Source organism: Companilactobacillus jidongensis (assembly GCF_003946575.1).
In the GTDB taxonomy this organism is placed as follows: domain Bacteria; phylum Bacillota; class Bacilli; order Lactobacillales; family Lactobacillaceae; genus Companilactobacillus; species Companilactobacillus jidongensis.
In genome coordinates, this window is record NZ_RHOP01000011.1 from 39,316 (window position 1) to 64,825 (window position 25,510).

Genomic DNA, 25,510 nt, shown 5'->3' on the forward strand with positions numbered 1-25,510 from the left:
GACAAAAAAGACACAGTAGTTTTCTACTGTGCCATTTTTCGTTTGAGACCTGGTAATTTTCTTCTAGATACCTCACAGCTTGAGCCATCGTTAAAGTAAATCATTTTGTTAAGAGAGTCTATCGAGTGTATATTGTCTAAGTTTACTAGGATACTCTTATGGGCACGATATAAATTAGTGAACTCTTCTTCAATCGAGTTTAAATTGCCACGAAATTCAGTTATTTCAGTAAGACTGTGAAGGAATACTTTGTGAGAACTAGATGAAGTTTCAAGATAATTAATATTTGAGACGTCGATTGTATAATCTCTAGAGCCTAAACTGTAATGGAACATTTTTTTACGCTGAGATTTTAATTCATGAAGCCTTTGAAAGGTCAGATCCAAATCTTTATATAGTGATTCGTTCATGGATTTGATCCCGTCTTCTTTGCGAATATAGTCAAGAGGTTCAATTTTTCTTTTAAACGTTAAATAAGCTAACTCTTCATGGGTAGTAATAAAAACAATTTTTGCTGTAGCATCATTCTTACGAATTTCTTCGGCTAGATCAATACCTTTTGTTTGTGAATCTGCAAACTCAATGTCTATTAAATAAAACATATCATTGTTATCACTACGATATTTAATATAGTTTTCGAATTCGGTGGGATTTCCGGTGGAGATAACAATCCGCATATCGTGTTCAGGGTGATCTTTCATGTAATTTTTAAAAATCAATCTGTACACATCGATCAATTCAAGGTTATCTTCACATATAGCAACGTTTAACAAAATCTAATTCTCCTTTTCAATCGTTAAAATGACGGTAAATTCATCATTTTCAAACTTGGTATTTAAAAAGAAATTTGGCTTTTTATTTACTAGTTCTTGCACATTGGCCAGGCCAATACCATTGTGATTTTCTTTGGTGGAAAAACCGTTTGTAAAAATTTTATTTATGTCAACTTTTGTATTGGGGGCAGTATTGTTATTAACAATAAATTCAGTTGCATATTTGTCATCTATCAGAGCAAAATTTAGAGTAGGTTCGGCACCTTTACGACAAGCTTCAATGGCATTGTCGAATAGAATTCCTAATATTCTCGTGATAGAAACAGAATAGCTGCGAGCAATTCTTATATTAGGATCGACTTCAGTAGTTACTTTGATTCCCAGATTTTTTGCCGTTATCATTTTACTGATAATGATGCCTCGAACCAATTCATCTTGTATTTTAAATAGATTGGGGTTATTCAACTTAGGAACGTCGTTTATATCCATGCTTGAGTCCTTTAGTAGATCTTTGACCTTTTCTCCAGCGTATTTGTCGTCATCGTTCTCTAACAAAACAGACAGTGACAAAAGCAGATTCTTGTAATCATGTTTAAATTTTCGCATCTCATCATAATTATCTTCGAGTTCTTTAATGTAGAGGTTACTCTCTTTAATCTTTTCTAATTCTCGGATGGCTTGTTGCTGTTTGATGTATCCAGCAATATAGTACAAAGTTCCGAGAAAAATGAAAATAAATATGATTACAGTTAAAACAATATTAGTTCGCATATACTCTAATTGAACGTTTAATATTCGAGATATCGTTGTAAAGGCTGTGAAGCCAACTAATAGAATAAGCATTGATGAAGTAATGATAGTAATGATGATTGGATCGTTAAAATTGATGTATTGGCTAAGTCTGCGAACCAGATAAATGCCCATGTATGTAATAAATAGTGCAAATACGTAATTAAGAATTATGTTGCAAGCTAATGACTCAATGAATTGATTGTGATAATTGAATAAATTTACGGAAATTATCCAAGCAAGGCTTTGCGAAAAAGCATTGGTAAACAGCCCGATTAGTAACCAAAGAATTCGATTAGTCCAATTGGGCTTATAATGTCGAAATAATAAAAAATAAGAAATGATAAGCAAGGGAATCCCCATACCATCATGATATATGTCAATAAAGCTAAATGTGATACTAGCCACAATGGCCAGTATCACATTTGACTTTAATCTTATTTGTGGGATTATAATGAATACTAATAAGAAAAAAAGCATATTATTTATAAAATCCATTATTTGATACGATGTTGTGTTTAAATAAATCATTATATGATATTCTCTGCTTATTTATATGTAAATGGGTTGTAAAAAAAATCTAAAATTATGATTAATAAAATCTAAAATTACCCCCGTTGTAAATCATTTCATGTACTTGAATATTAACATAATATAGGTAGTAAAAAACTTGATAAGCATAAAAGGACTATTTAATATCCTGTGTGGTATTATTAATAGTAATATCATCTCAATAATAGGAGTGAGAAGAATGTTTCTAGGATCAGTTATTTATGACAAGAGAAGAAGTATGCATCTAACTCAGACAGAATTAGCAGCAGATGTTTGTACTCAAAATACGATAAGTAAGATTGAAAAACACAATATTTCTCCAACAGTAAATATTCTTACTAAGTTATGTTTGAAGCTAGAATTGAGCTTAAATGATGTATTCAGTGACTTTTCAAGTAATTCTACGTCAGAAGAGGAAAGTATTCTTGATGCATTGGAGAAGGATCTCTTACTAGATAATACAGACGATATTTCTGAAAAATTGTCTATGTTGCATAGTAAATTAAGTGACGTTGATTTAAAACAAGTGAACTTGATCAAAGGTGCACTTGAATATAACAACGCAGATTATGATAATTCGTTGTTCACATTGGATAAAGTACTCCAATTAACTAAGTCAGATGTTTATGATATTTATACTCTATTAACTTATTTATATAAGGGTATGAATTATATGAAACAAGGACATAAGGATCGTGCACAATATTATTTTGAAATGATAGAAAGTGCTACCAAAGAAAATCTTCAAATTGCGAATGCAAATGAAATTGAATTGATCTATATCTGCAAATCACTAGCAGGAGCTTACATTGAGTTAAAAATTTTTGATAAAGCATGGGAATATTGTATTAAGGGAATTGAGTTAGCAAAGGGAAAACATACGACCTATTTTGTGGACTCACTAAATTACTATGCTTCAGAATCAATCGAAAATGATGAGAGTAAGAGCCAGGAATACCGTGAATTAAGGGATGCAGCTTATTACTTTGCTAAGTTTACTAATGATACAAAATTATTAGATAAAATGGTTTAAACATGCAATGAACAAAAAGGAACATAAAACCGAGCTAGATAACTCGATTTTATGTTCCTTTTTGTTTTTAACGCAAAATATCAAAATAATTATAACAATAAATAGACCATATGTATTGATATTGTTTACTAAATTTTGTAATATAAGGTTAGCAATAATATTGGACGAACTGCCAATTCGATCAAGTTGTTGTGTGTGTTGTGATTTTAGTTCTATGCCAGTAGGACTTTTTGTGTACTTTAATTTGTGTATATTTTTATCTAAAAAACAAAAATCTATTTATACGAGGAAAATATTATGAAAAAAAATGCGATTGCTTTATTAGCTATGGCCTTATTGAGTACTGGAGCAGCTGTTGTGCCAGCAACTACCGCTCAAGCACAAAGTGTTAGTTCAAGTTACAAGGTTCAAGTCGACTCAGATTCAGCTAATTTGTACAATGCTTCAGGGGATGCCACAGATTCAACATTGCCTAACAACAGTACATGGTCAGTAAGTAATATCAGAACTATTGATGGTAAAGATTATTATCAAGTAGCAGCCAATGATTACGTAAGTTCTCAAGATAGTTTTCTATACAAAAAACGCCCAGAAACAATAAAAGTAGCCGAAGATCACGAGGTCTCCGTCTACAATCATAATTTCCAGGAAAATAGTAAAATCAAGTTAGCAGCAGGTAGCAAATGGTATTCAGATACTGCTATTTATACTCATGCAGGTATCCCATTTGTACGTGTGGCACCAGATATGTATGTTTCAATGGTTGATGTAATTCAACAATCATTTACTTCATCTATTAACTAATTAAGACTTTTATATTGTGTGTGTTTGAATCTTCTCAGTGCCAGCTGTGAAGATTCTTTTTAGTTCTTTCGCTTTAGCTCTATGCCAGTAGAACTTTCTGCAATTTTTTAATTTGTGTGTTTATCTATACGAGGTATCTATCTTTAATACAATTTATATAATACTATCAATTGGTCGCTAATTTGATTCACATTTTGTAAGAGAGTTTTTCCAAATGTGAATCAAAATTGAAATTACTGGATTAAGAGCTGAATATAAGAATTTCTTAGAAAACTCATAAATGATTGTCAGTACTTAATTAAGTTCATATATTATCCTTGAAGAGGAACGGGAAAGTCCTATATTTCAATGAGAGGGAGTATGGCAATTGAGGAAGAAACTAGCTTTCGCAGCTGCTGTTCTAGTATTTTTTTCTTTAATAGCAGTGGCGTGTTCAAAAACTAGTTCCAGTAGTAATGACGGAAAAGTATTAAGTACCGCACAGATAAAAGAAAATATTGGTTCTAAGTTGGTTAAAACACGACAGAAATCTCAGTCAGCTTTAACGAAGCAATATCAAAAGGAGGTCGAGAAAAAGTCCAATACATTGGATGATCCATATATAAAGGTTAATCCTTATAAGACGTCACCATTGACAGCGTTAGTTGTTTTTCAAACAGATCAAGAGGCTGAAGTGTCCTACACTGTTGTGGGAGAAAGTGATAGCACAAGTATCACGAATAAAGTAAACGGCGGTTATTCCACAACTCATCAGATTCCGATAGTAGGATTGTATGCTAACAAGACGAACGCTGTGACGATCAATGTGACCTATAAAGATGGAACAACAGAAACAAAAACGGTTAAGATTAAAACAGGTGCACTTCCTAAGTATATTAAGAATGCAACTATCACAGTTAAAAATACCGATAAGGCAAAAATGGATATTGGTGATAATAAGTTAACTATTATTAATAGAACGACTAAGGAACCATTTGCCATCGATGCCGATGGAAACGTTAGATGGTATTTGACTGAGTATTCTCAACACACGATTGAACAGATTTCTAATGGTCATATGTTGGTATTGACTAAGAGGAATGAGGATTTACAGGTTTATAATGATTTGATAGAGACAGATGTATTAGGCAGAGTATATAAGGAATACAGCTTTGATTCAAAAACCAAGTCAAATGATTCAGGTAATGCTAAGGATGAAACAACTGTGATTCATCACGATCTATTAGAATTACCTAACCATGATATTTTGGCAACCGTAAGTGACGGATCTAAATACAAAGAAGATGTCATGGTTCAAATTTCTCATAAGACTGGTAAAGTAGTAAAAGTTATCGACTTGAAGAAAATCTTGCCTAGTTCTATGTACAAGAGTTACAAGGCAGGATCAGATGATAAAGTCGATTGGTTCCATCAAAATGCTGTAGATTATGATAAGTCCGATAATAGTATTATGATTTCTGGACGTAATCAAGATATGATTATGAAATTGGATTATAAGACGAATAAAATTATTTGGATTTATAGTGGGAAGAAAAAAGTAACTTGGCCCAAAAAATATCGTGATAAGATTTTGACACCGACCCTAGGAACAACTATTACAGGTGGTCAACATGGTCTGTATTTGTTAAAGCACGATGGTGATAGTGAAGATATAATTCTATACGATAATAATATTGATGTTACCAACGGTAATAAGAAAACTTCAGGTAAGTATTCTCAAGCAGTTGAGTATAATATCAATACAAAAAACATGACCATAAATCAAACGTGGGCATATGGTAAGAGTCTTGGTAAAACGAATTTCACAAGTATCATTGGTTTTGCTGAACGTGAATCTAATGGTAATACTTTGATCGACTTTGGATTCAAAGCAAATGGTAAAGAGAGTAATATCATTGAAGTAGATTCTGAAGGTAAACAAGTATTCAATGTAACTATGAAAAACGCGTCATCTAAGGCATATGCTTATCGTGCTTATCGAGTTCCATTCTATTCTTCTGATTATGTATTTGATATAGATAGTTAGAATGCAAAAAAAGGACCAATTCCGGCGGTGGAATTGGTCCTTTTTGCTAGAGGCAGATATCTAAATACGGAATACAGCAAGCTGCTTGATTGGGGTAGCAACTTGCTACGACAAAAGTATAACACAACTTATATGCCTGAAAAGTATAAAATTTATCGCCTATGTGCCATGATATTGTACCAATAGATAAGATAATAACTTAGTTAGAAACCTTAGCGTTAATTAATTTGACCTTTTCTTTTATTTGCTTGTCGAAGGCTTCCATTCTAAAGTATGGGGCTTGGTAACTCTTTTTGTTAACGGTATTAAGGGCATCTCTCCAATCGGCATAACTGATTGCAACAATTGGGATGTTTTTGTTTTCGATATAGTAGCTTTTAAACATTGCATCATTGTGAGTATCTGAAGACCAGATGTAATCGGTATTTTTGTACGACGGAATATAGTAAACAGAACTATTTGCGTTAGTTTGAAATGCAGCATAGTCGATTGCTATTTCTAATGTTTCTCCGTAGTCTTTTGCCATATAATCATCACGAATTCCAGCGCCGATGAGCGCTAAAGTTACGATCGGTAATACAAATTTATGATATTTTTCAAGAACAATATCAAGATTGATTGCTACCAACGTTACTCCAAATGTGAAACTGGCAAAAATACAACGTGAACCAAATGGTGAAATAATTATAAATGGAATAATTGCAACAATACCGGATAGAATTAATGAAATATTTGTTATTGCCTGTTTTTTATTTTGCAATTTAATTGAAATCACAATTGTGACAATTGCCGCAATGAATAAAATTGCTACAATTGTTAAAATTACTTTTAAAGAATAGTAATTCTGGAAATAATTAAATAATGTATCTTGATGTGATCCGTTGACGTGACGATAAGCATCAGTGCCAGCTAAAATTTTGATGTAAGCACCGTTGATAAACATCAAAATAGCTCCGAGAAAATTACCGCCCATAATTGAATAGATAACTTTGTTGAATGAATTACCGAATCGTTTTCGGAATAATAACCAAACTAAAACAATATTGAAGCAGTTTAATAAAGTAATATGTTCAGCGAAAAACTGTGCGAAAAATGCTGCAAAAAATATTAACATGGTTGATGTGCGGTAATAATGAATTTTTTGGTTGTCCAGGTTCTTAATGACTAAGTACAGCAGGAACAGTGGGAAAACTACTGAAGGTACGTAATTAGCGAAACCAGAGTGCCAACCCCAAATTTGCTTAAAAATAAGCTTTGGAGCCATCAGTAGGAAGAAAGCTGAAATTCCTGCTGAAACAAGGCCTAAAGTTTTAGTAGGGGAAATTTCCTCACGGATTTTTTGTATTAAGAAAACAATTAGTGTTGGAAAAGTTCCATAGGCTAAAAAGGCAATAAATTTGAATTTCATCATCGAAATAATCAGTAGGTCGCCTAAATAACGTCCATCGTAATAAGTGAAGGTACCACTTTGAAAATATTGTTTGCCCCAATTACTCCACCAGTTAAGATCATCACCGACCATGGGCATCCAATATCCTATCATTGCGAATATTAAAAATATAATAACGTAAAAGCTGAGTTTTGCTGTTCTTCTCATGGGTTGTCCTTTGGAATTTATTAGTAATAAGAATAATCTCAAATAGCGTTTCAGGCAATGATTATTTTTAGTATACTAAAATATTATTACTGATTATTACACAGAAGGGTGAAAATACCATGAAGAAAATTGTTGTATTGGGATCCATCAATATTGATACTATTTTGAATATTACTCGCTTACCGTTACCAGGTGAAACAATGGCAATGCATGACCGCTCAACAGCTGGAGGTGGCAAGGGAGCTAATCAAGCAATTGCTGCTGTTAGAGCTGGAGCAGAAACTTCATTCATTGCTAAAATTGGGCAAGATCACGCAGCCGATTTTATGCTAAATACTTTCAAAAAAGACAATTTAGATATTCAGCACGTGACGATGAACGAAAAAGCAGGAACTGGTAAAGCTTATATACTCTTGGATGATAATGGTCAAAATAGTATTTTGATTTATGGTGGTGCTAATCAGACTATTACGATTGAAGATGTCCGTAAAGCAGAGAAGACAATCAAGGCAGCAGATTGTGTTATTTCTGATTTTGAGACGCCTATTTCAGCAACTATTGAGATGTTCAAAATTGCCAAAGCAAATGGCGTGATAACTATTCTGAATCCAGCTCCGGCAAAATTTGAGATACCTAATGAATTATTGAAATTAACGGATATTATTGCTCCAAATGAAACAGAGGCAGAAGCAATAACTGGTATAAAGGTGGTTGATGAAGAGTCAATGCAACGTGCTGCTGCCAAGATGCATGAACTTGGTGTACGAACGGTCTTGATCACTGTGGGATCGAAAGGTTCGTTCTATTCATGCGCGTCACATGAAAATGGATTTGTCAAGGCGTTCAAGGTAAAAACCGTTGACACTACTGCTGCTGGAGATACGTTTATTGGTTATTTGGCCGCTAATCTGAAGAGTGATTTGTCCAACTTGGAAAGTACCATGATCATTGCTAGTAAAGCATCTTCGATAACAGTTCAAGAACAGGGAGCACAAAATTCTATACCTCATAAAATACAAGTAAATTTGTAAAAAAATATAGTAATTTATTTAAACAGATTTTTCTGAACGGTTTGAAATGATGACGGATACATGTTAGTATAAGAGTTGTATTTTTGAATGGTTAATGGTTCGAATGGTTTTATATAATAAAGACTTTCTTCCATAAAGTACCACGAGATAATGCACAAATATTAGTTATCAGGAGGAACAGTCTGATGGAACATGGAACAGTGAAATGGTTTAATGCAGAAAAGGGTTATGGTTTTATTACTCGTCAAGATGGTAGTGATGTATTCGTACATTTCTCAGCCATCCAAGGTGACGGTTATAAGACACTTGAAGAAGGTCAAGCCGTAACATTCGATATCGAAGATAGCGATCGTGGACCTCAAGCTTCAAACGTTGTTAAAGCATAATAACATTTAAAGTCAAAAGCCAACTCAAAAGAGTTGGCTTTTTTAGTGTCCTTTTTTACACAGAATTTACAATAACTAAACATAAACTTTACATTCGAAGAATATAATCAAGGTTTAAATGTAAGGAGTGTTTTTATTGCTGGGTAACTCAGAATTGAAGTGGCAGAAGAATTTTCGGATTTTATGGTTTGGCAGCATGGTAACTGAATTAGGCAATGCAATGACATTACCATTTATTGTTCTCTATATTAATACATTGGGAAATTTTTCAAGTTCCGAATTAAATACATTAGGTGCGCTTGCTTTTTCACTAACATATTTGTCCAAAGCTATTGTTTCACCATTGTGGGGACGATTGGCTGATCAAAAGGGAAGAAAGCTAATGTGTCTAAGAGCTTCTGGTGTCATGACCATTACGATATTTCTCGTGGGGATGTCACCTAATGTATGGTTCTTACTATTTTTTAGAGTCTTGCAGGGGGCGTTCTCAGGATATATCAATAACGCTAATGCTCTTATGTCTGTCGAAGCACCGGTAGATATGAGGGGACGAGTGATGAGCAAGTTAGTAACTGGAAGTATAACCGGAACATTGATGGGTCCGTTGCTGGGTGTTATGTTAGCCACTTTTGTTGGATACCGAGGAGCCTTTTTTATTACAAGTATTTTGATGGCAACGGTTTTTATAACGACATTATTAGGAGTCAAAGAAAATTTTGTTCCTATTACAAAAGAAAAGCTTCAACCATTGATTCCGGCAATGAAACAAATTGGTACAGGATTCTTCGTAGCATTGTTCGTTTCATTACTAGCAATTCAAGCTACTACCAACGCCATTACGCCGATGGTAAGTTTGTTTGTTAAACAACTACTTCCAAATACAGAACACTTAAACTTGATTACCGGATTTGTTTCTGCAGCACCGGGATTTGCGACGATTATGATGTCCGGATTGGCTGGTAGAATGATCGATGAATTTGGTGCTAAGAAGAATTTGATGGTGTTTTTGAGTCTAGCAATAGTAACGTTATTTTTGACAAGTTTGATTCAAAATGTCTGGCAATTTGCTTCTTTAAGATTTGTATTGGGAATTGCTGATGCTGCTCTGTTACCTGCGATACAGATTTTGACGGTTCAGATGGTTCCACAGTCAATATTTGGTCGAGTATTTAGTTATAATCAATCTGCTCAATCACTTGGTAGCGTAATTGGTCCAATGATGGCTGCCGGAATCGCTAATGTTAGTAGTTATCGAAGTATTTTTGTTTTTACAGGTTTCTTGGAGATAATGGCCTTGTTATGTTGGTTATTTTATTATCGAGGTTTGAAAGATCAATAATCATGTTAAGCCTACTTTGTTATGTTATTGTCATATTTTTTTGCGTTATATCGGCTATAATAGAGATTAATGACAAAAAAGGATATTAAACAATTGCCGCAAAAGAAGAGATATACCAGTCGTCGGACTTCTCGACGCAGAAAAAATAATAGTAATATATCTGTGATCACTTTAGTAATAGTCTTTGCAATTATTTTTGTCGGATTCTTTGGATATCGCCGTTATACAGAATATCGAGCAGAGACAAGGACGGTAGAGGTTCAACAAGAACGTAACACTTTTGTTAGCAAATTGGCTCCTTACGCCGTTACTTTAGGCAAGGAATATGGTGTTTTACCAAGTATTACGATTGCACAGGCCATATTGGAAAGTGATTGGGGCAATAGTACGCTGGCAAAGGATTATAATAATTATTATGGTGTTAAGGGTGATAATCCAGATAACACCAAATTATTACAAACAAAAGAGTATACAAATGGTCAATGGGTAACAATTAATGGTCGATTTAGAGTCTATTCTAACTTTAAAGAATCAATGAAGGATCATGCCGAGTTACTAGTTAATGGTACAACCTGGAATTCCGAACAATACAAACAGGTTATACAATCAAAGGATTATATTGACGCCGCTGTGGCACTTCAAACAGATGGTTATGCGACTGATCCCGGATATACAAGTAAAATTATTCGGATTATACAAAAATATAATCTAAAAAAGTATGATGAGGGTATCAAGTAAAAATCAAAATATGATAGACTCTAATTATTCTATAAATGGGGGATAACGTAGTGAAAGAACTAGAAGAAAGAATAAAAAAAGATGGTCGTGTCTTGGGCAAAGATGTACTGAAAGTAGATAGTTTTCTAAACCATCAAGTTGATCCAATGTTGATGGAAAAAATGGGTGAGGAATTTTATAACCGTTTTAAAGATGCAGGGATCAATAAGATTTTGACTGTCGAATCTTCAGGAATTGCCCCAGCAGTAATGACTGGTTTGAAGTTTGGTGTACCGGTGGTATTTGCTAGAAAACACAGATCAGTTACTTTGAGCGATGATCTATATACATCTGAGGTTTATTCTTTTACTAAGAAGACAACTAACCATATCAGTATTGCTAAGAAGTACTTATCAAGCGATGATACTGTTTTGATCATCGATGATTTCTTAGCAAATGGTCAAGCTGTCAACGGTTTGAATACCATTATAGAAGATGCTGGCGCAACGTTGGCAGGTATCGGAATCGTTATTGAAAAGTCATTCCAAAAGGGAAGACAAATGATTGATAAAGCAGGAACTCCGATTTATTCGTTGGCACGCATCAAGGCCTTCGAGAATGGACAAGTTGTTTTTGAACCTGAAAATGACTAATTAGGAAGGTGGATTTATGACTTTTATTGCGCCTGGTAAAACCCTGGGAATAATTGGTGGCGGCAGTGAAACTTATTTGTTCGAATTGGAAGCTAAGCGAATGGGATTTAGAACGATGCTTTTGACGACCGAAGAAGATGACATTGCTACACAAGCAGCCGACAATTATTTAGTTGGTGAATTAGAAAACATCGAAAATCTAAGTGAATTGGGCCATAGAAGTGACCTTCTTTTGTATATGGATGAAAATTTCAGTAGTAGTCTTTTGGCGCAACTTGAAGCAGAATTCAATGTTGCCCAAGGTTCAGGATTATTGTCCATAGTACAAGACAGGTACATTGAGCGTACGTTGCTAAATGATCTGAATATTAATGTGCCACCGTTTTTTTCAATCGTAACGACTGACGATATTAAAAAGGCGATAGAGGAGATCGGCTTCCCTTGTATTATGAAGCCGATTCAAAAGAATCAGACTGCTCTTAGACGTCACGTGTTGTATAACTACAATGACGTTGACCAAGTTACTAGCTTATTGGAAGATGGAACTTATATCTTGGAGGCTTGGATCGATACCAAGGCAGAATATTCCATTATGGTAAGCAAAAGTAAAGACGGTAAGGTTCATACTTTCCCTATGATCAGAGAGATTTATGATGGTTCACATTTGATGAGTTCTTATTTGTTTAAGAAGAACAATCCAGATGTTGAAGCGGAGATGCAGAGGGTAGCTTTAAAAATTGCTGACAAATTAGATTATGTGGGCATTTTTGGAATTGGATTCTTGGTGTCACAAGCAGATGTTCTATATGTGAAGAGAATTTTTCCAGGTATCAATTATTCAGCAAATGTTTATCAAGAAGCTACTGGAGTATCACAATTTGAACTGCACATTAGAGCTATTTGTGATTGGCCAATTCCTGAAATATATCCAATGGTGAATGCAGCAACTTTAAAAATTGTTGAAGGTAATTTACCTCAGAGTTTGGATCTATTGCAAGAAAAGGCACAATGGAAATTCAATTATTACACAGGATTTAAAGCTAAGAATGAAGCTAATCGGGATGTTGGATATATCTCGATTGTTTCAGACGATGCTGATGAACTAAAGGAAGATATCCTATCAACTAATATTTGGAGAGTAGAATAACTTATGATTGACAGATATGTAACTAAAAAGATGAGCCCCATTTGGACAGACCAAAATAGATTTCAAGCATGGCTAGAAGTCGAAATTGCTGCAACTGAAGCATGGAGTGAATTAGGTGAAGTTCCTGCCGAAGATGCAAAGTTGATTGCTGAAAATGCTAAGTTCAATGTTGATGAAATTAGAGAAATCGAAAAAGAAACTAAACATGATGTTGTTGCTTTCACACGTGATGTTTCACGTTATTTAGGACCAGAAAGAAAGTGGGTTCATTTCGGACTCACTTCAACTGATGTTGTTGATACAGCTTATGGATACTTAATGAAACAAGCAAATGACATTATTCGTGAAGATTTAGATACATTTTTAGAAGTAGTAAAAGAAAAAGCTTTGAAATACAAAGATACAGTTATGATCGGCCGTACGCATGGTGTTCATGCTGAGCCAACAACTTTTGGGTTGGTATTGGCTAACTGGTATTCAGAAATCAAACGTGATATTGAGCGCTTTGATCACGCGGCTAAGGGTGTTGAAGCTGGTAAGATCAGTGGGGCTGTGGGTAGTTTTGCTAACGTACCGCCACAGGTTGAAGAATTAGTATGTAAAAAACTTGGCATTCGTGCTCAAGAAATTTCAACACAAGTTCTTCCACGTGATCTTCATGCCGAATACATTCAAACGATGGCATTGATTGCTACATCGATTGAACGTTTTGCGCTCGAAGTAAGACATCTACAGAGAACTGAAGTCCGTGAAGCCGAGGAATACTTTGCTGCAGGACAAAAGGGTTCTTCTGCAATGCCTCACAAGCGTAATCCTATCGGTTCAGAGAACGTTACAGGACTTGCACGTGTCATCAGAGGTCACGCATTTACAGCTCTGGAGGACGTTCCTCTGTGGCATGAACGTGATATCTCGCATAGTTCAGCCGAACGTATCATTATTCCCGATACAACAGAACTATTGGATTATATTTTGACTCGTTTTACAAAAATCACTAAGGATTTAACAGTATTTCCAGACAAGATGATGGAAGATATGAACTTAACACACGGATTGATCTATTCACAACGTGTCATGCTGAAGTTGGTTGAATCTGGCCTTAGCCGTGAGCAAGCATATGACATTGTTCAACCTAAGACTGCTGAAGTTTGGGATGAAAAGAAAGACTTCCGTACATTATTGGAAGCTGATAGTCGTGTGACTGATAAGTTATCAAAGGCTGATATTGATGATGCTTTTGATTATCATTGGCACTTGAAACACGTTGATGAAATTTTTAAACGTGTTGGATTAGAATAAATATTGTTGAAAGATATTTGCTTAGGCAGATGTCTTTTTTTGCTGGCTACGAATTGTAAATGTACCAGTACGTTGTACCCCTAGAATCCTAGATAATGCTCAGGAGTTACCAGCACCTCAACGCGCCCTAATAGTATTATTGTCATTAAAAATTTGCTACAATGTAAAATAGATGTTTTTTGTTAAATGTTGATATATTAAGGATTTGAAGGAGTTAGAAATTGGAAGAAGCAATGTTAAAAGGTTTAAATACAGAGCAACAAGAGGCTGTCCGAACTACCGAAGGTCCTTTGTTGATCATGGCTGGTGCCGGAAGTGGTAAGACTCGAGTACTGACTCATCGAGTCGCTTATTTGATTGAAGATAAAAATGTCATGCCTTGGCATGTCCTCGCTATCACTTTTACTAATAAGGCTGCCAAAGAAATGAAAGAAAGAATTGGAAAACTGCTCGATGAAGCAGCTGAAGACGTTTGGGTTTCGACTTTCCATTCACTCTGTGTTCGCATCTTAAGACGTGACATCGACAAAATGGGTAAGTCCAGATCGTTTACAATTTCTGATCCCTCAGAGCAACGTACTTTGATGAAGCAAATTCTTAAAAGAATGAATTTGGATCCTAAACAATATGATCCACGTGCTATTTTGGGAGCAATCAGTAATGCTAAAAATGATTTACAAACTCCGGAAGTGTTTGCTCAGAATACTAAATCTCCATTCGAACAAATCGTAGCTAATTGTTACGATGCTTACATGAAAGAAATGGAAAAAAATCAAGCCATGGATTTTGATGACTTGATTATGCAAACAAATATATTATTTGAACAATGTCCAGATGTATTGGAATATTATCAACAAAAATTCCAATATATTCATGTGGATGAATATCAGGATACTAATGAGGCTCAATATAAATTGGTTCAACAATTGGGTGCGAAGTATCGTAATGTTTGTGTTGTTGGTGATGCCGATCAGAGTATCTATGGCTGGCGTGGCGCTAACATAAAAAATATCATGAATTTTGAAAAAGATTATCCTGAAGCAACAACTATTAAATTGGAACAAAACTATCGTTCAACCAAGACGATTTTGGATGCTGCGAATGAGGTTATCAATAATAATACTGAAAGAAAACCTAAGAAACTCTGGACTGATAATGCTAGTGGTGATGATATTAATTTTTATCGTGGCCAAAACGAGTCAGATGAAGCATTGTATGTTATTTCTCAAATCAGAGATTTAGTATTGAAGAATTATAACTATGGTGATTTTGCTATTCTGTATCGTACTAATGCTCAGTCACGTACATTTGAAGAGAAGCTTCTTCAAGCAAATATTCCTTATAAGATAATTGGTGGACATAAGTTCTATGATCGTAAGGAAATTAAAGATATCATGGCTTATCTAAGGTTAGTTGCGAACCCAGATGATTCAATGAGTTTTCAACGAATTATTAACAGTCCTAAGCGTGGTATTGGACCAGGAACAATCGAAAAATTACAAGCATATGCAGATGAACACAGTTGGTCACTACTAGAGGCAGCTCAAAATATTGAGTTGTCATCTTTAGCCGCCAAACCAAGAAAAACCTTTGCAGAATTTGCTAAAGTTATCGATGACCTATCAAATGAAGCAAAAACTATTTCGATGACTGATTTGATGGACCACTTGCTTGATAAATCAGGTTATGTGGAAGAATTAAGAACTCAGAATAATCTTGAATCACAGTCACGAATTGAAAATATTGAGGAACTTTTAACTGTTACAACACAATTTGATTCAGCTTATGAACCAGATCCAGAATTAGATGAATCTAGACTTGAAGCATTCTTAACGGAATTGTCTCTAGTCAGTGATCAAGATGAACTGGAAGAAAATCAGCAAGAAGTTACTTTGATGACATTGCATGCTGCCAAGGGACTAGAGTTCCCAGTGGTCTTCTTAGTTGGTATGGAAGAAGGTATCTTCCCACTTGGACGAGCACTGATGAAGCAAGAAGAACTAGAAGAAGAACGTCGTCTAGCATACGTTGGTATCACTCGTGCCGAAAAGAAGCTTTATTTAACTAATGCATATAGCCGTATGTTATATGGACGTTTACAAAGTAATCAGGTTTCTCGCTTTGTTGAAGAAATTGGTGATGAACATATTAATTGGGTCAACAAGAATGCCGGTGGAGTTACCACTTCGAAGACAAACAAGGTTTCGGAAGAGTCACCATTTGTTAAGCGTCGTCGTCAATCAGCCTTTCATTCTAGCTACAAAGTCGATGAGGCTCAAAAAGCCAATGGTGCTCAAGGTGCTGAAAATATCAGTTGGAATATTGGCGATAAGGTTGAGCATAAGAAGTGGGGTCAAGGTACAGTCGTTAAAGTAAATGGCTCTGGTAAGAATGCTGAACTTGATGTTGCTTTTAATAATGAAGGAATCAAACGTTTATTAGCCGAATTTGCTCCTATAAAAAAAGCCTAATAATTTAAGAGGTGAAAAAATATGGCAGAGATCACTAAAGAACAGGCTAATGAAGAATTAGCCGTGTTACGAACAAAGCTAAATGGATATCGTGAAGCTTATTATACTAAGGATGCCCCGGAGGTTGAGGATAATGTCTATGACCAACAATACAATCGTTTGTTGGAATTAGAAGGACAATTTCCCAATTTAGTAACACCAGATTCTCCTTCACAATTAGTTGGTGATGTTACTTTGCCAGATTTCAACAAGGTAACTCATGATATTCCAATGCTTTCAATGGGGGATGTATTCTCTGAGGAAGAATTAGCTGAATACAATGACCGAATCGAAAAAAATGTCGGTGAAGAGGTTGATTATAATGTCGAATTAAAAATCGATGGGTTAGCTATATCATTGGTTTATGAAAACGGTGTGTTAGTCCAAGGATCAACTCGTGGTAATGGAACAATTGGTGAAAATGTTACTGAAAACTTGAAAACAATCCATACTATTCCCCAGAAGTTAAGTCGTCCGTTGAGTTTTGAAGTTCGTGGTGAATGCTTTATGTCTAAGAAGGAATTCTTACGCTTGAATGAAGAACGTGAGAAAGAAGGATTACAAGTATTTGCAAATCCTAGAAATGCAGCTGCCGGAAGTCTTCGTCAATTGAATCCTAAAGTTACGGCTTCTAGAAAACTAGATACGTTTATGTATACGATCGTAACCTTTGATGATTTGAATGTTACTACTCAAAGTGAAGCATTACAGACACTTGAAGAATTGGGCTTCAATGTTAATCCATCAGCTGAAGTGACTAAGGGATTAAGCGGTGTTAAGGAATATATCGAACGTTATGGAAAAGTGCGTGATGACTTAGATTACGGAATTGACGGGGTTGTTTTGAAAGTCAACGACTTGGCAACTCAGCGTTCATTAGGTAATACAGTCAAAGTTCCACGCTGGGAAATTGCTTATAAGTTCCCACCAGAACAAGCGGAGTCGATTGTTCGTGAAATAACTTGGACAATTGGTCGGACTGGTGTCTTGACGCCGACAGCAGTCATGGATCCAGTTCAACTTGCAGGTACTACAGTTGCCCGCGCAACTTTGCACAATGAAGATATGATCAAACAAAAAGATATTCGGGTTGGTGATACAGTTTTGCTGCACAAGGCAGGAGATATTATTCCTGAGGTTTCTCAAGTTGTCTTGAGCAAACGTCCAGAAGATTCTGTTCCAGCAGAGATACCAACACACTGCCCTTATTGTGACTCAGAACTGATTCATTTAGAAGATGAAGTGGCATTGCGCTGTATCAATCCTAAGTGTCCAGCTCAAGTTAAGGAACAACTGACACATTTTGCGTCAAGAAATGCGATGAATATCGATGGTTTAGGTCCAAAAATTATCGAACAGTTGTATACTAAGAACTTGATCAAAGATGTTGCCGATTTGTATAAGCTAACAGCTGAAAACTTGGCAACACTTGATGGATTTAAAGAGAAATCAATTAATAATTTGTTAACAGCAATTAACAATTCTAAGAATAATTCCGTTGAACGTTTAATATTCGGACTTGGAATTCGTCATGTTGGCGCTAAGGCTGGAAGAATTTTAGCTGAGAGCTTTGGTGATCTTGATAATTTGATGATGGCAACTAAGGATGAAATACTCGAAGTTAATACTATGGGTGATATTATCGCCGATAGTATAATTATGTATTTTGCTAATGAAGATGTTCAGAATCTAATTAATGAGTTGAAATCTGCTAATGTTAATATGAATTTTGTTGGTAGTTCTAATTCCAATGAAACAAATTCGCATTTTACTGATAAAATAGTGGTTATAACCGGAACATTAACGAATTATAAGCGTTCGGAATTAGCAGAAATGCTAGAGAATTATGGCGCTAAGGTCACGGGGTCAGTTACTAAGAAAACTGATATCTTGATTGCTGGTGAAAAAGCTGGTAGCAAGTTGACCAAAGCTCAGCAATTAGGAACGCAGATTATTGATGAAGCAACATTATCCGATTATCTGGATGATGCGGAGGAGTAGGAGAAAAAGTTTTGAAAAAATTCGTAAAAGCTACAGCACTGGTATTGATGTGCTCACTTCTTTTGACTGCCTGTGGTAATTTACAAGATTCAAGTTTGTCATCAGGTAGTAGTGACAGCAGTAAGAGTACAGTTCAAACGGCTAGTTCATCTGATTCTAGTTCTTATGATGTTTTGATGAGCAATGGAAAATATAAAACAAGTTCAATCTCAGGAATTACGGCAGCTGATAATAGTAATCAGTTCAATAGCCGTAGTTTTGAAAGTGGCTTATTGAATTTGTCTAAGAATCAATTCTCAACGAATTCATATGTTTTCCAAGAAGGTCAAGTCTTATCGTCATCAACTGTTACTAATTGGCTTGGACGTAAGTCGAGTAAAAACTCGACTGGTTTGAATCCAGCATCTAATGGGTCCACAAGTCCAACTAAGAGAGCACCAATGTATTTCCAACAAATGCTTGAAGAAGATTATCTTCAAAAGCAAAATGGTAAATATAAATTAGCTGGTATTTCAATCGGTATTGCAATGAACAAAATCGATTATTATCAAAAGAAGCAGTATGGTGCGACATACAGCACTACAATCAGCCAAGAGGAACAAAAGTCCGAAGGTGAGCGTGTTGCCAAAGAAGTTGTTAAACGACTTCGCAAAATGAGCAATGTTGGAAATATTCCTATTGTTGTTGGTCTATATTCAGTTGCTCCTGAAGATACATTGGTTGGTGGTACTTACTTCCAATACTCAGTAAGTAAAAGTGCAGATGTTGGTAGTTGGAAGACATTGAATTACAAGAATCAAGTTCTACCAACAGTTAATAATGAAACAGCAATTAATAGTGGCGACTCGGATGCCTTTGCTAACTTTAAGGATAATATTCAAGGTTATTTCCCTAATATATCCGGTGTAACAGCAGAAGCTCACTATGATGGTACAAGTTTGAAGTCAATGGATATTACAGTTAATACTCAGTTTGATGGTTTGGCTCAAATTACAAGTTTTACACAATTTGTTCAACAAAGCGCCTCGAAGTATCTACCATCTGATGCAAATTTGGATATTAATATTCAAACTGTTGATAGTCAGCAATCAGTTGTTACACGTACTGATGGTAAGTTCTTGTCACATGTTTATAACGCAGATTAAAAGATAGTTTAAAGGAGAAATTTAATGATTTCAAAAGATGAAATTTTACATGTTGCTGAATTAGCAAACCTAAAATTAAAAAATGATGAAGTCGATGACTTTGTAAGTCAACTAGGTAGAATCGTTGATATGGAAAGTAATTTGGCTAGTGTTAATACTGATGGTGTTGAACCTACATACAATATGGGAGATACAAATACTACTTTCCGTGAAGATAAAGGTATTCGCACTCAAACTAGAGAGCAAATGTTTGAAAATGTTCCTGAATCTGAAGATAACTTGATCAAGGTTCCAACAATTGTTGACAAGGAGGACGACGAATAGTGAATTACTTAAACGAAAGTATCGATTCATTGCACAAGAAGTTAGCTGCTAAAGAAATAACTTCAAAAGAACTAACTGATCAAACATTGAACGATATGAAAGATAAAGAAAAAGATATTTCTGCTTTTATCACCGTCAATGATAATGCGGTTAAAGACGCTGAAAAAGTTGACCAAGCAGGTATCAATGGTCCACTATCTGGTATTCCTATTGCTATCAAAGATAATATTGTAAGTAATGGTATCAAGACAACAGCCGCAAGTAAGATTCTTTATAACTTCATGCCTGTTTATAGTGCAACTGTTCTAGAGAAGCTTGAAGCTGCCGGTGCTATCAATATTGGTAAGACAAACATGGATGAATTCGCTATGGGTTCATCAACTGAAACATCATTCTTTGGTGATACACACAATCCTTGGGACTTCGAAAAAGTTCCCGGTGGTTCTTCAGGTGGTTCTGCAGCTGCCGTTGCTTCTGGCGAAGTAGTTGCTGCATTGGGTACAGATACAGGTGGTTCAATTCGTCAACCAGCTGCTTTCAATGGTATTTTTGGTATCAAACCAACTTATGGTCGTGTATCTCGTTGGGGTGTTATCGCCTTTGCATCAAGTCTTGACCAAGTCGGTGTTATGTCAAAACGTGTTGAAGATTCAGCCACTGTTCTTTCGATTATTGCCGGACATGATGAACATGACAGTACTAGTTCCGAGAAGGAAGTTCCTGACTATCGTGCTAATTTGAACAAAGATATGACAGGTGTAAGAATTGCAGTTCCTAAGGAATTCTGGCATGAAGGTACTAACCCTGAGATCATCAAACAAATCAATGCTGCTATCGATACATACAAAGAAATGGGCGCAACTGTTGATGAAGTAAGTCTCCCAGCTTTGAAGCATGCGGTTGAAGTTTACTACGTACTTGCATCTAGTGAAGCCTCATCTAACTTGCAAAGATACGATGGTGTTCGTTATGGATTCCGTGCTAAGGATGTTAAGAACATCAAAGACCTATTCGTTAACTCAAGATCAGAAGGTTTTGGTGACGAAATCAAACGTCGTATCATGTTAGGTACATTTGCCTTGTCTGCTGGTGCCTACGATGCATACTTCAAGAAGGCCGCTCAAGTAAGAACATTGTTCATTGAAGAAATGGGCAAAGTTCTAGAAGATCACGATTTGATCATGGGACCTTCAACAACAAGTACTGCTTTCAAGATCGGTGATAAGATCGATGACCCTCTAGCAATGTACATGAATGATATTCTAACTATTCCTGCTAACTTAGCTGGACTTCCAGCTGCTTCTGTTCCAACAGGATTGGCTGATGGTATGCCAGTTGGGTTACAGATTATTGCTAAACCGTTTAACGAACAAGCAATCTTTAATGCTGCTTATGCATTACAAGAACAAAATAAATTTTACGAACAAATACCAACTGCATTAAAGGGGGAAGACTAATGAACTTTGAAACAACTATTGGTCTAGAAGTCCACGTTGAATTAAAGACTAAATCAAAAATGTTTAGTCCTTCACCAGTTGCTTATGGTGCTGAATCAAATATTAATACCAATGTTATTGATTTTGGTTTTCCAGGAACATTACCAACTGTTAATAAAGAAGGATATCGTTTAGGTGTTATGGTTGCTCTTGCATTGAATGCCAAAATAGAAAATCATACACACTTTGATCGTAAAAACTATTTCTATCCAGATAATCCTAAGGCCTATCAATTAACACAAAGTGAAAAACCACTTGGTCATGATGGTTATATTGAAATTGAAGTTGATGGCAAGAAGAAGAAAATCGGTATTGCTGAACTTCATGTCGAAGAAGATGCTGGTAAGAATACCCACGGTAACAATGGTTATTCATACGTCGATTTGAACCGTCAAGGTACACCACTTATCGAAATCGTTTCAAAGGCTGATATGCATTCTCCTGAAGAAGCTTACCAATACCTTGAAAAGCTACGTCAAATCGTTCAATTTACCGGAGCATCTGACGTTAAGATGGAAGAAGGTTCAATGCGTGTTGATACTAATATCTCTATCACACCAGCCGGATCAGATACTTATGGTACTAAAGTCGAACTAAAGAACCTTAACTCATTTAACTATGTCAAACTTGGTTTGGCATATGAAGAAAAGCGTCAGGCTGCTGTCCTAAAGAATGGCGGTAAGATCGAACAAGAAACAAGACGTTTTGATGAGAAAACAGGTGAAACTGCATTGATGCGTGTTAAATCTGGTGCAGATGATTATCGTTATTTCCCAGAACCAGATCTTCCTGACTTTGAAATCAAGCCAGAATGGATCGAAGAGATCAAGTCACAATTGCCAGAACCAGCTGACGAGCGTCGTGCACGTTATATTAATGAATTAGGTATTCCTGAATACGATGCTGGTGTTTTAACTGATACTAAGGAAATGTCAGATTTCTTCGATGAAGCTGTTCGTTTTGGTGCAAATCCAAAACTTATTTCTAACTGGTTGATGGGTGAAGTTAATGCGTTCTTAAATGAAAAGAAGGTTGGCTTATTAGATACTAAGTTGACACCAGAACATTTATCAACGATGATTAAGTTGATTTCTGACGGAACTATTTCTTCTAAGATCGCCAAAAAGGTCTTCCAAGAAACAATCAGTAATGGAACAGAGCCAGAAGGATGGGTCAAAGAAAAGGGACTTGTTCAAGAATCAGATCCAGCTGTATTGAAGCCAATGATCATGGATATTTTGGATAATAACCAACAATCAATCGATGACTTCAAGAATGGTAAGGATCGTGCCGTTGGTTTCTTAGTTGGACAAATTATGAAACAAACACACGGACAAGCTAACCCTAAGGTTGTTAATAAGATCCTAATGGCTGAGCTTAATAGTCGTTAGTGAGGAGAAGTATATGCGAGCAAGGTTGATTTACAATCCTACCTCAGGCCACGAGACACTGAGAAATAATGTAGGGGATATTTTAAATATACTTGAAGAAGCCGGCTATGAAGCCAGCGCCTTTCGTACGACTCCAACTAAGAATTCAGCTCAAGATGAAGCTAATCGTGTCGCCAAAGAAGGATTTGATCTAATCATTGCCGCCGGTGGTGATGGAACAATCAACGAAGTAGTTAATGGTATTGCTGGTTTGGACAAACGTCCGGAATTAGCCATTATTCCTGCTGGAACGACCAATGATTATGCTCGTGCGTTGAAGATACCTCGTGATGACGTTGTTGAAGCAGCCAAAGTTATTTTGAAGAAGCAAAAATTACCAGTTGATATTGGAAAAGCTGGCGATAATTATTTCATCAACATTGCTGGTGGTGGCTCGATGACTGAGTTGACCTATGAAGTTCCTTCAGCTTATAAATCAATTCTCGGTTATCTAGCGTACTTGGTTAAGGGTGCAGAAATGTTACCTCGAATCAATCCTATTGATATGCACATCGAATATGACGATGGTGTCTTCGATGGCAAAGCCACGATGTTCTTAATTGGATTGACTAATTCAATTGGTGGCATGGAACAGATTGCCCCTAACTCAGTTATCGGCGACGGAACATTTTCACTGATTATTGTCAAAGAAACAAATCTTCGTGACTTAGTTCATTTGATTGCATTGGTATTGAATGGCGGTCGTCATGTGTATAATCCTAAGATTATTTACACCAAGACTAAGAAGCTATCTGTTAAGGCAAATGATACCAACCGTATCATGGTCAATCTTGATGGCGAGTATGGTGGGGATGCTCCGATGGAGTTTACTAACATGCATGCACATTTGAATATTTATGCTAATGTTGACTCAATTCCACTTAAGGCAATCGACACTTCATCGATGGATGAAAAAGATGCCGGAGAAAAGATCATTGAAGAAGAGAAGAAATTAGATTAGAATATAGAACTATGAATAAAAGGGAAGCTGAGACATTAGTACCAGCTACCCTTTTTCTATGCAAAGGATGAAATATGGAAAAACCAAACATAAAAAAGAATGACAAATTAGAATTAACGATCCAGGATCTATCATACGAAGGCAAAGGTGTAGCCAAAGTTGATGATTTCACATTATTCGTTGACAATGCCCTACCTGGTGAAGTGGTCAATGCTGTTATCCTAAAAGTAGGTAAGAGTTATGGATTCGCTAAGGCTTTGGACATCATCAAGAAGTCACCCGATCGCGTTGAAGACATTGATAATGTCTATGTTAGAACAGGAATTGCTCCATTGAGCCATTTGAAGTATTCAGAACAATTGAAGTTCAAACAAAAGCAACTTCAAATCGACTTCCAAAAAGCTAGATTGGATATTGATGTCAACGAAACACTTGGAATGGAAGATCCATTCCACTATCGTAATAAAGCACAAGTACCAGTTCGCCAAATCGATGGTAAATTGACGTCAGGATTTTATCGCAGACATTCACATGATCTTGTTCCAATGGAAGACTATTTGATTCAAGATCCTAAGATCGACGCTGAGATCAAACGTGTTCGTGATATTTTGCGTAATTACAACGTCCGTGGTTTCGAAGAATCTCAGAACAAGGGACAAATTCGTACAATCATGGTTCGCCGTGCATACTACACTGGTCAAATGATGGTTGTCTTGGTGTCACGTGTTCGTGATATTTCACATTACAAGGAAATTGCTGCAGATATTATGACTAACACAGAAGTTAAGTCATTGTACTTAAACATCAATTCTAAAACTACTAACGTAATTTTGGGTCGAGACATGATGTTGTTAGCCGGTAGTCCTTATATTGATGATGAGCTTCTTGGACACACATATAGAATTTCACCACGTTCTTTCTACCAAGTTAATCCCACACAAACACAACGTTTGTACAAGTTAGCAGTTGATAAGGCTGAGCTAACTGGTAAAGAAACAGTTGTCGATGCTTATTCAGGTATTGGTACAATTGGTTTGTCATTAGCTGACAAAGCTAAGCACGTTACTGGCATTGAAATGGTCGCTGATGCTGTGAATGATGCTAAACAAAATGCTGAAATCAATGGAATTGAAAATGCTGATTTCATCGTTGGTAAGACTGAAACAGTCTTGAACCAATGGGCAAAAGATAATAAAAAGGTTGATGTGTTGATGGTTGATCCTCCTCGTAAGGGATTGGATAATTCATTGATCGAATCAATCAATAACATCAAGCCTAAGAGTATTGTCTATATCAGTTGTAATCCTGCCACTTTAGCAAGAGATTTGAAATTATTGAGTGATACTTACGAAATTGGTGATGCAACACCGGTTGATATGTTCCCAATGACAAATCATATAGAATCCGTAACAAAATTAACTAGAAAATGATCAATAGTGAGATTAAGGCTAAAAGGCCTTGACCTCACTATTTTTTTACTTCAAAATATAGTTAAGA

General features: G+C 35.9%; 21 protein-coding genes. 18 read left to right on the forward strand and 3 right to left on the reverse strand.

The window, feature by feature from the left end; all coding sequences use genetic code 11:
- Nucleotides 1-23: 23 nt before the first annotated feature.
- Together EKM68_RS08090 and EKM68_RS08095 are read right to left on the reverse strand one after the other, a co-directional pair.
- Nucleotides 24-773, reverse strand: a complete 750-nt coding sequence (locus EKM68_RS08090; protein WP_125589613.1) for a LytR/AlgR family response regulator transcription factor — start codon at nt 771-773, stop codon at nt 24-26.
- A 3-nt stretch (nt 774-776) separates the two neighbouring features.
- Nucleotides 777-1,913 (reverse strand): sensor histidine kinase, encoded by a 1,137-nt coding sequence (locus EKM68_RS08095; protein WP_164509391.1) that lies wholly within the window; start codon nt 1,911-1,913, stop codon nt 777-779.
- A 400-nt stretch (nt 1,914-2,313) separates the two neighbouring features.
- Here EKM68_RS08095 and EKM68_RS08100 point away from each other — a divergent pair, with 400 nt between their 5' ends.
- The 3 genes from EKM68_RS08100 to EKM68_RS08110 all read left to right on the forward strand — a co-directional run bounded on the left by EKM68_RS08100 (nt 2,314) and on the right by EKM68_RS08110 (nt 5,977).
- Nucleotides 2,314-3,147 (forward strand): helix-turn-helix domain-containing protein, encoded by an 834-nt coding sequence (locus EKM68_RS08100; protein WP_125589618.1) that lies wholly within the window; start codon nt 2,314-2,316, stop codon nt 3,145-3,147.
- Nucleotides 3,148-3,444: 297 nt separating this feature from the next.
- A complete protein-coding gene (locus tag EKM68_RS08105; protein ID WP_125589620.1) occupies nt 3,445-3,951 on the forward strand; it encodes an SLAP domain-containing protein in 507 nt (168 codons plus the stop codon).
- Nucleotides 3,952-4,318: 367 nt separating this feature from the next.
- On the forward strand, nt 4,319-5,977 hold the full coding sequence (locus EKM68_RS08110; protein ID WP_164509392.1) for an aryl-sulfate sulfotransferase: 1,659 nt from the start codon (nt 4,319-4,321) through the stop codon (nt 5,975-5,977).
- A gap of 199 nt (nt 5,978-6,176) precedes the next feature.
- On the opposite strand, the gene EKM68_RS08115 is transcribed toward EKM68_RS08110, so the two are convergent.
- Nucleotides 6,177-7,574 (reverse strand): DUF6056 family protein, encoded by a 1,398-nt coding sequence (locus EKM68_RS08115; RefSeq protein ID WP_164509393.1) that lies wholly within the window; start codon nt 7,572-7,574, stop codon nt 6,177-6,179.
- 119 nt (nt 7,575-7,693) lie between these two features.
- Here EKM68_RS08115 and rbsK point away from each other — a divergent pair, with 119 nt between their 5' ends.
- The 15 genes from rbsK (at nt 7,694) to rlmD (ending at nt 25,443) form a co-directional block, all read left to right on the forward strand.
- Nucleotides 7,694-8,605 (forward strand): ribokinase, encoded by a 912-nt coding sequence (gene rbsK / locus EKM68_RS08120; protein ID WP_125589625.1) that lies wholly within the window; start codon nt 7,694-7,696, stop codon nt 8,603-8,605.
- A 185-nt stretch (nt 8,606-8,790) separates the two neighbouring features.
- Nucleotides 8,791-8,991, forward strand: coding sequence for a cold-shock protein (locus tag EKM68_RS08125; RefSeq protein WP_125589628.1), 201 nt, complete (start codon nt 8,791-8,793; stop codon nt 8,989-8,991).
- Nucleotides 8,992-9,127: 136 nt separating this feature from the next.
- A complete protein-coding gene (locus tag EKM68_RS08130; protein WP_225422984.1) occupies nt 9,128-10,330 on the forward strand; it encodes an MFS transporter in 1,203 nt (400 codons plus the stop codon).
- A gap of 69 nt (nt 10,331-10,399) precedes the next feature.
- A complete protein-coding gene (locus EKM68_RS08135; RefSeq protein WP_225422985.1) occupies nt 10,400-11,068 on the forward strand; it encodes a glycoside hydrolase family 73 protein in 669 nt (222 codons plus the stop codon).
- 50 nt (nt 11,069-11,118) lie between these two features.
- Nucleotides 11,119-11,700: a xanthine phosphoribosyltransferase gene (locus tag EKM68_RS08140; RefSeq protein WP_125589631.1), complete on the forward strand. Its 582-nt coding sequence runs from the start codon at nt 11,119-11,121 to the stop codon at nt 11,698-11,700.
- A 16-nt stretch (nt 11,701-11,716) separates the two neighbouring features.
- Complete coding sequence (locus EKM68_RS08145) at nt 11,717-12,847, forward strand: ATP-grasp domain-containing protein (protein ID WP_125589633.1); 1,131 nt, start codon at nt 11,717-11,719, stop codon at nt 12,845-12,847.
- 3 nt (nt 12,848-12,850) lie between these two features.
- A complete protein-coding gene (purB, locus tag EKM68_RS08150) occupies nt 12,851-14,146 on the forward strand; it encodes an adenylosuccinate lyase (protein WP_125589635.1) in 1,296 nt (431 codons plus the stop codon).
- Nucleotides 14,147-14,379: 233 nt separating this feature from the next.
- Complete coding sequence (gene pcrA, locus EKM68_RS08155) at nt 14,380-16,617, forward strand: DNA helicase PcrA (protein ID WP_125589708.1); 2,238 nt, start codon at nt 14,380-14,382, stop codon at nt 16,615-16,617.
- Between the two features lie 21 nt (nt 16,618-16,638).
- On the forward strand, nt 16,639-18,657 hold the full coding sequence (ligA, locus tag EKM68_RS08160; RefSeq protein ID WP_125589637.1) for an NAD-dependent DNA ligase LigA: 2,019 nt from the start codon (nt 16,639-16,641) through the stop codon (nt 18,655-18,657).
- Nucleotides 18,658-18,668: 11 nt separating this feature from the next.
- Complete coding sequence (locus tag EKM68_RS08165) at nt 18,669-19,802, forward strand: CamS family sex pheromone protein (RefSeq protein ID WP_125589644.1); 1,134 nt, start codon at nt 18,669-18,671, stop codon at nt 19,800-19,802.
- A 24-nt stretch (nt 19,803-19,826) separates the two neighbouring features.
- Entirely contained in the window at nt 19,827-20,126 is a 300-nt protein-coding gene (gatC, locus tag EKM68_RS08170; protein ID WP_125589647.1) for an Asp-tRNA(Asn)/Glu-tRNA(Gln) amidotransferase subunit GatC, read from the forward strand.
- Nucleotides 20,126-21,583, forward strand: a complete 1,458-nt coding sequence (gene gatA, locus EKM68_RS08175) for an Asp-tRNA(Asn)/Glu-tRNA(Gln) amidotransferase subunit GatA (protein WP_125589649.1) — start codon at nt 20,126-20,128, stop codon at nt 21,581-21,583. The genes gatC and gatA overlap by 1 nt, the downstream gene beginning before the upstream one ends.
- Nucleotides 21,583-23,013, forward strand: coding sequence for an Asp-tRNA(Asn)/Glu-tRNA(Gln) amidotransferase subunit GatB (gene gatB / locus EKM68_RS08180; protein ID WP_125589652.1), 1,431 nt, complete (start codon nt 21,583-21,585; stop codon nt 23,011-23,013). The genes gatA and gatB overlap by 1 nt, the downstream gene beginning before the upstream one ends.
- Nucleotides 23,014-23,026: 13 nt before the next feature.
- Complete coding sequence (locus tag EKM68_RS08185; RefSeq protein WP_125589654.1) at nt 23,027-24,013, forward strand: diacylglycerol kinase; 987 nt, start codon at nt 23,027-23,029, stop codon at nt 24,011-24,013.
- 74 nt (nt 24,014-24,087) lie between these two features.
- Nucleotides 24,088-25,443, forward strand: a complete 1,356-nt coding sequence (gene rlmD / locus EKM68_RS08190; protein ID WP_125589656.1) for a 23S rRNA (uracil(1939)-C(5))-methyltransferase RlmD — start codon at nt 24,088-24,090, stop codon at nt 25,441-25,443.
- Nucleotides 25,444-25,510 lie beyond the last annotated feature (67 nt).

Bases quoted from the DNA above. Each gene is read 5' to 3' on its own strand.
- EKM68_RS08135 (WP_225422985.1), top strand. From the start codon at position 10,400: ATGACAAAAAAGGATATTAAACAATTGCCGCAAAAGAAGAGATATACC.
- rlmD (WP_125589656.1), top strand. From the start codon at position 24,088: ATGGAAAAACCAAACATAAAAAAGAATGACAAATTAGAATTAACGATC.
- gatC (WP_125589647.1), top strand. From the start codon at position 19,827: ATGATTTCAAAAGATGAAATTTTACATGTTGCTGAATTAGCAAACCTA.
- EKM68_RS08115 (WP_164509393.1), bottom strand. From the start codon at position 7,574: ATGAGAAGAACAGCAAAACTCAGCTTTTACGTTATTATATTTTTAATA.
- EKM68_RS08100 (WP_125589618.1), top strand. From the start codon at position 2,314: ATGTTTCTAGGATCAGTTATTTATGACAAGAGAAGAAGTATGCATCTA.
- EKM68_RS08185 (WP_125589654.1), top strand. From the start codon at position 23,027: ATGCGAGCAAGGTTGATTTACAATCCTACCTCAGGCCACGAGACACTG.
- rbsK (WP_125589625.1), top strand. From the start codon at position 7,694: ATGAAGAAAATTGTTGTATTGGGATCCATCAATATTGATACTATTTTG.
- gatB (WP_125589652.1), top strand. From the start codon at position 21,583: ATGAACTTTGAAACAACTATTGGTCTAGAAGTCCACGTTGAATTAAAG.
- pcrA (WP_125589708.1), top strand. From the start codon at position 14,380: ATGTTAAAAGGTTTAAATACAGAGCAACAAGAGGCTGTCCGAACTACC.
- EKM68_RS08105 (WP_125589620.1), top strand. From the start codon at position 3,445: ATGAAAAAAAATGCGATTGCTTTATTAGCTATGGCCTTATTGAGTACT.
- purB (WP_125589635.1), top strand. From the start codon at position 12,851: ATGATTGACAGATATGTAACTAAAAAGATGAGCCCCATTTGGACAGAC.
- EKM68_RS08125 (WP_125589628.1), top strand. From the start codon at position 8,791: ATGGAACATGGAACAGTGAAATGGTTTAATGCAGAAAAGGGTTATGGT.
- ligA (WP_125589637.1), top strand. From the start codon at position 16,639: ATGGCAGAGATCACTAAAGAACAGGCTAATGAAGAATTAGCCGTGTTA.
- EKM68_RS08145 (WP_125589633.1), top strand. From the start codon at position 11,717: ATGACTTTTATTGCGCCTGGTAAAACCCTGGGAATAATTGGTGGCGGC.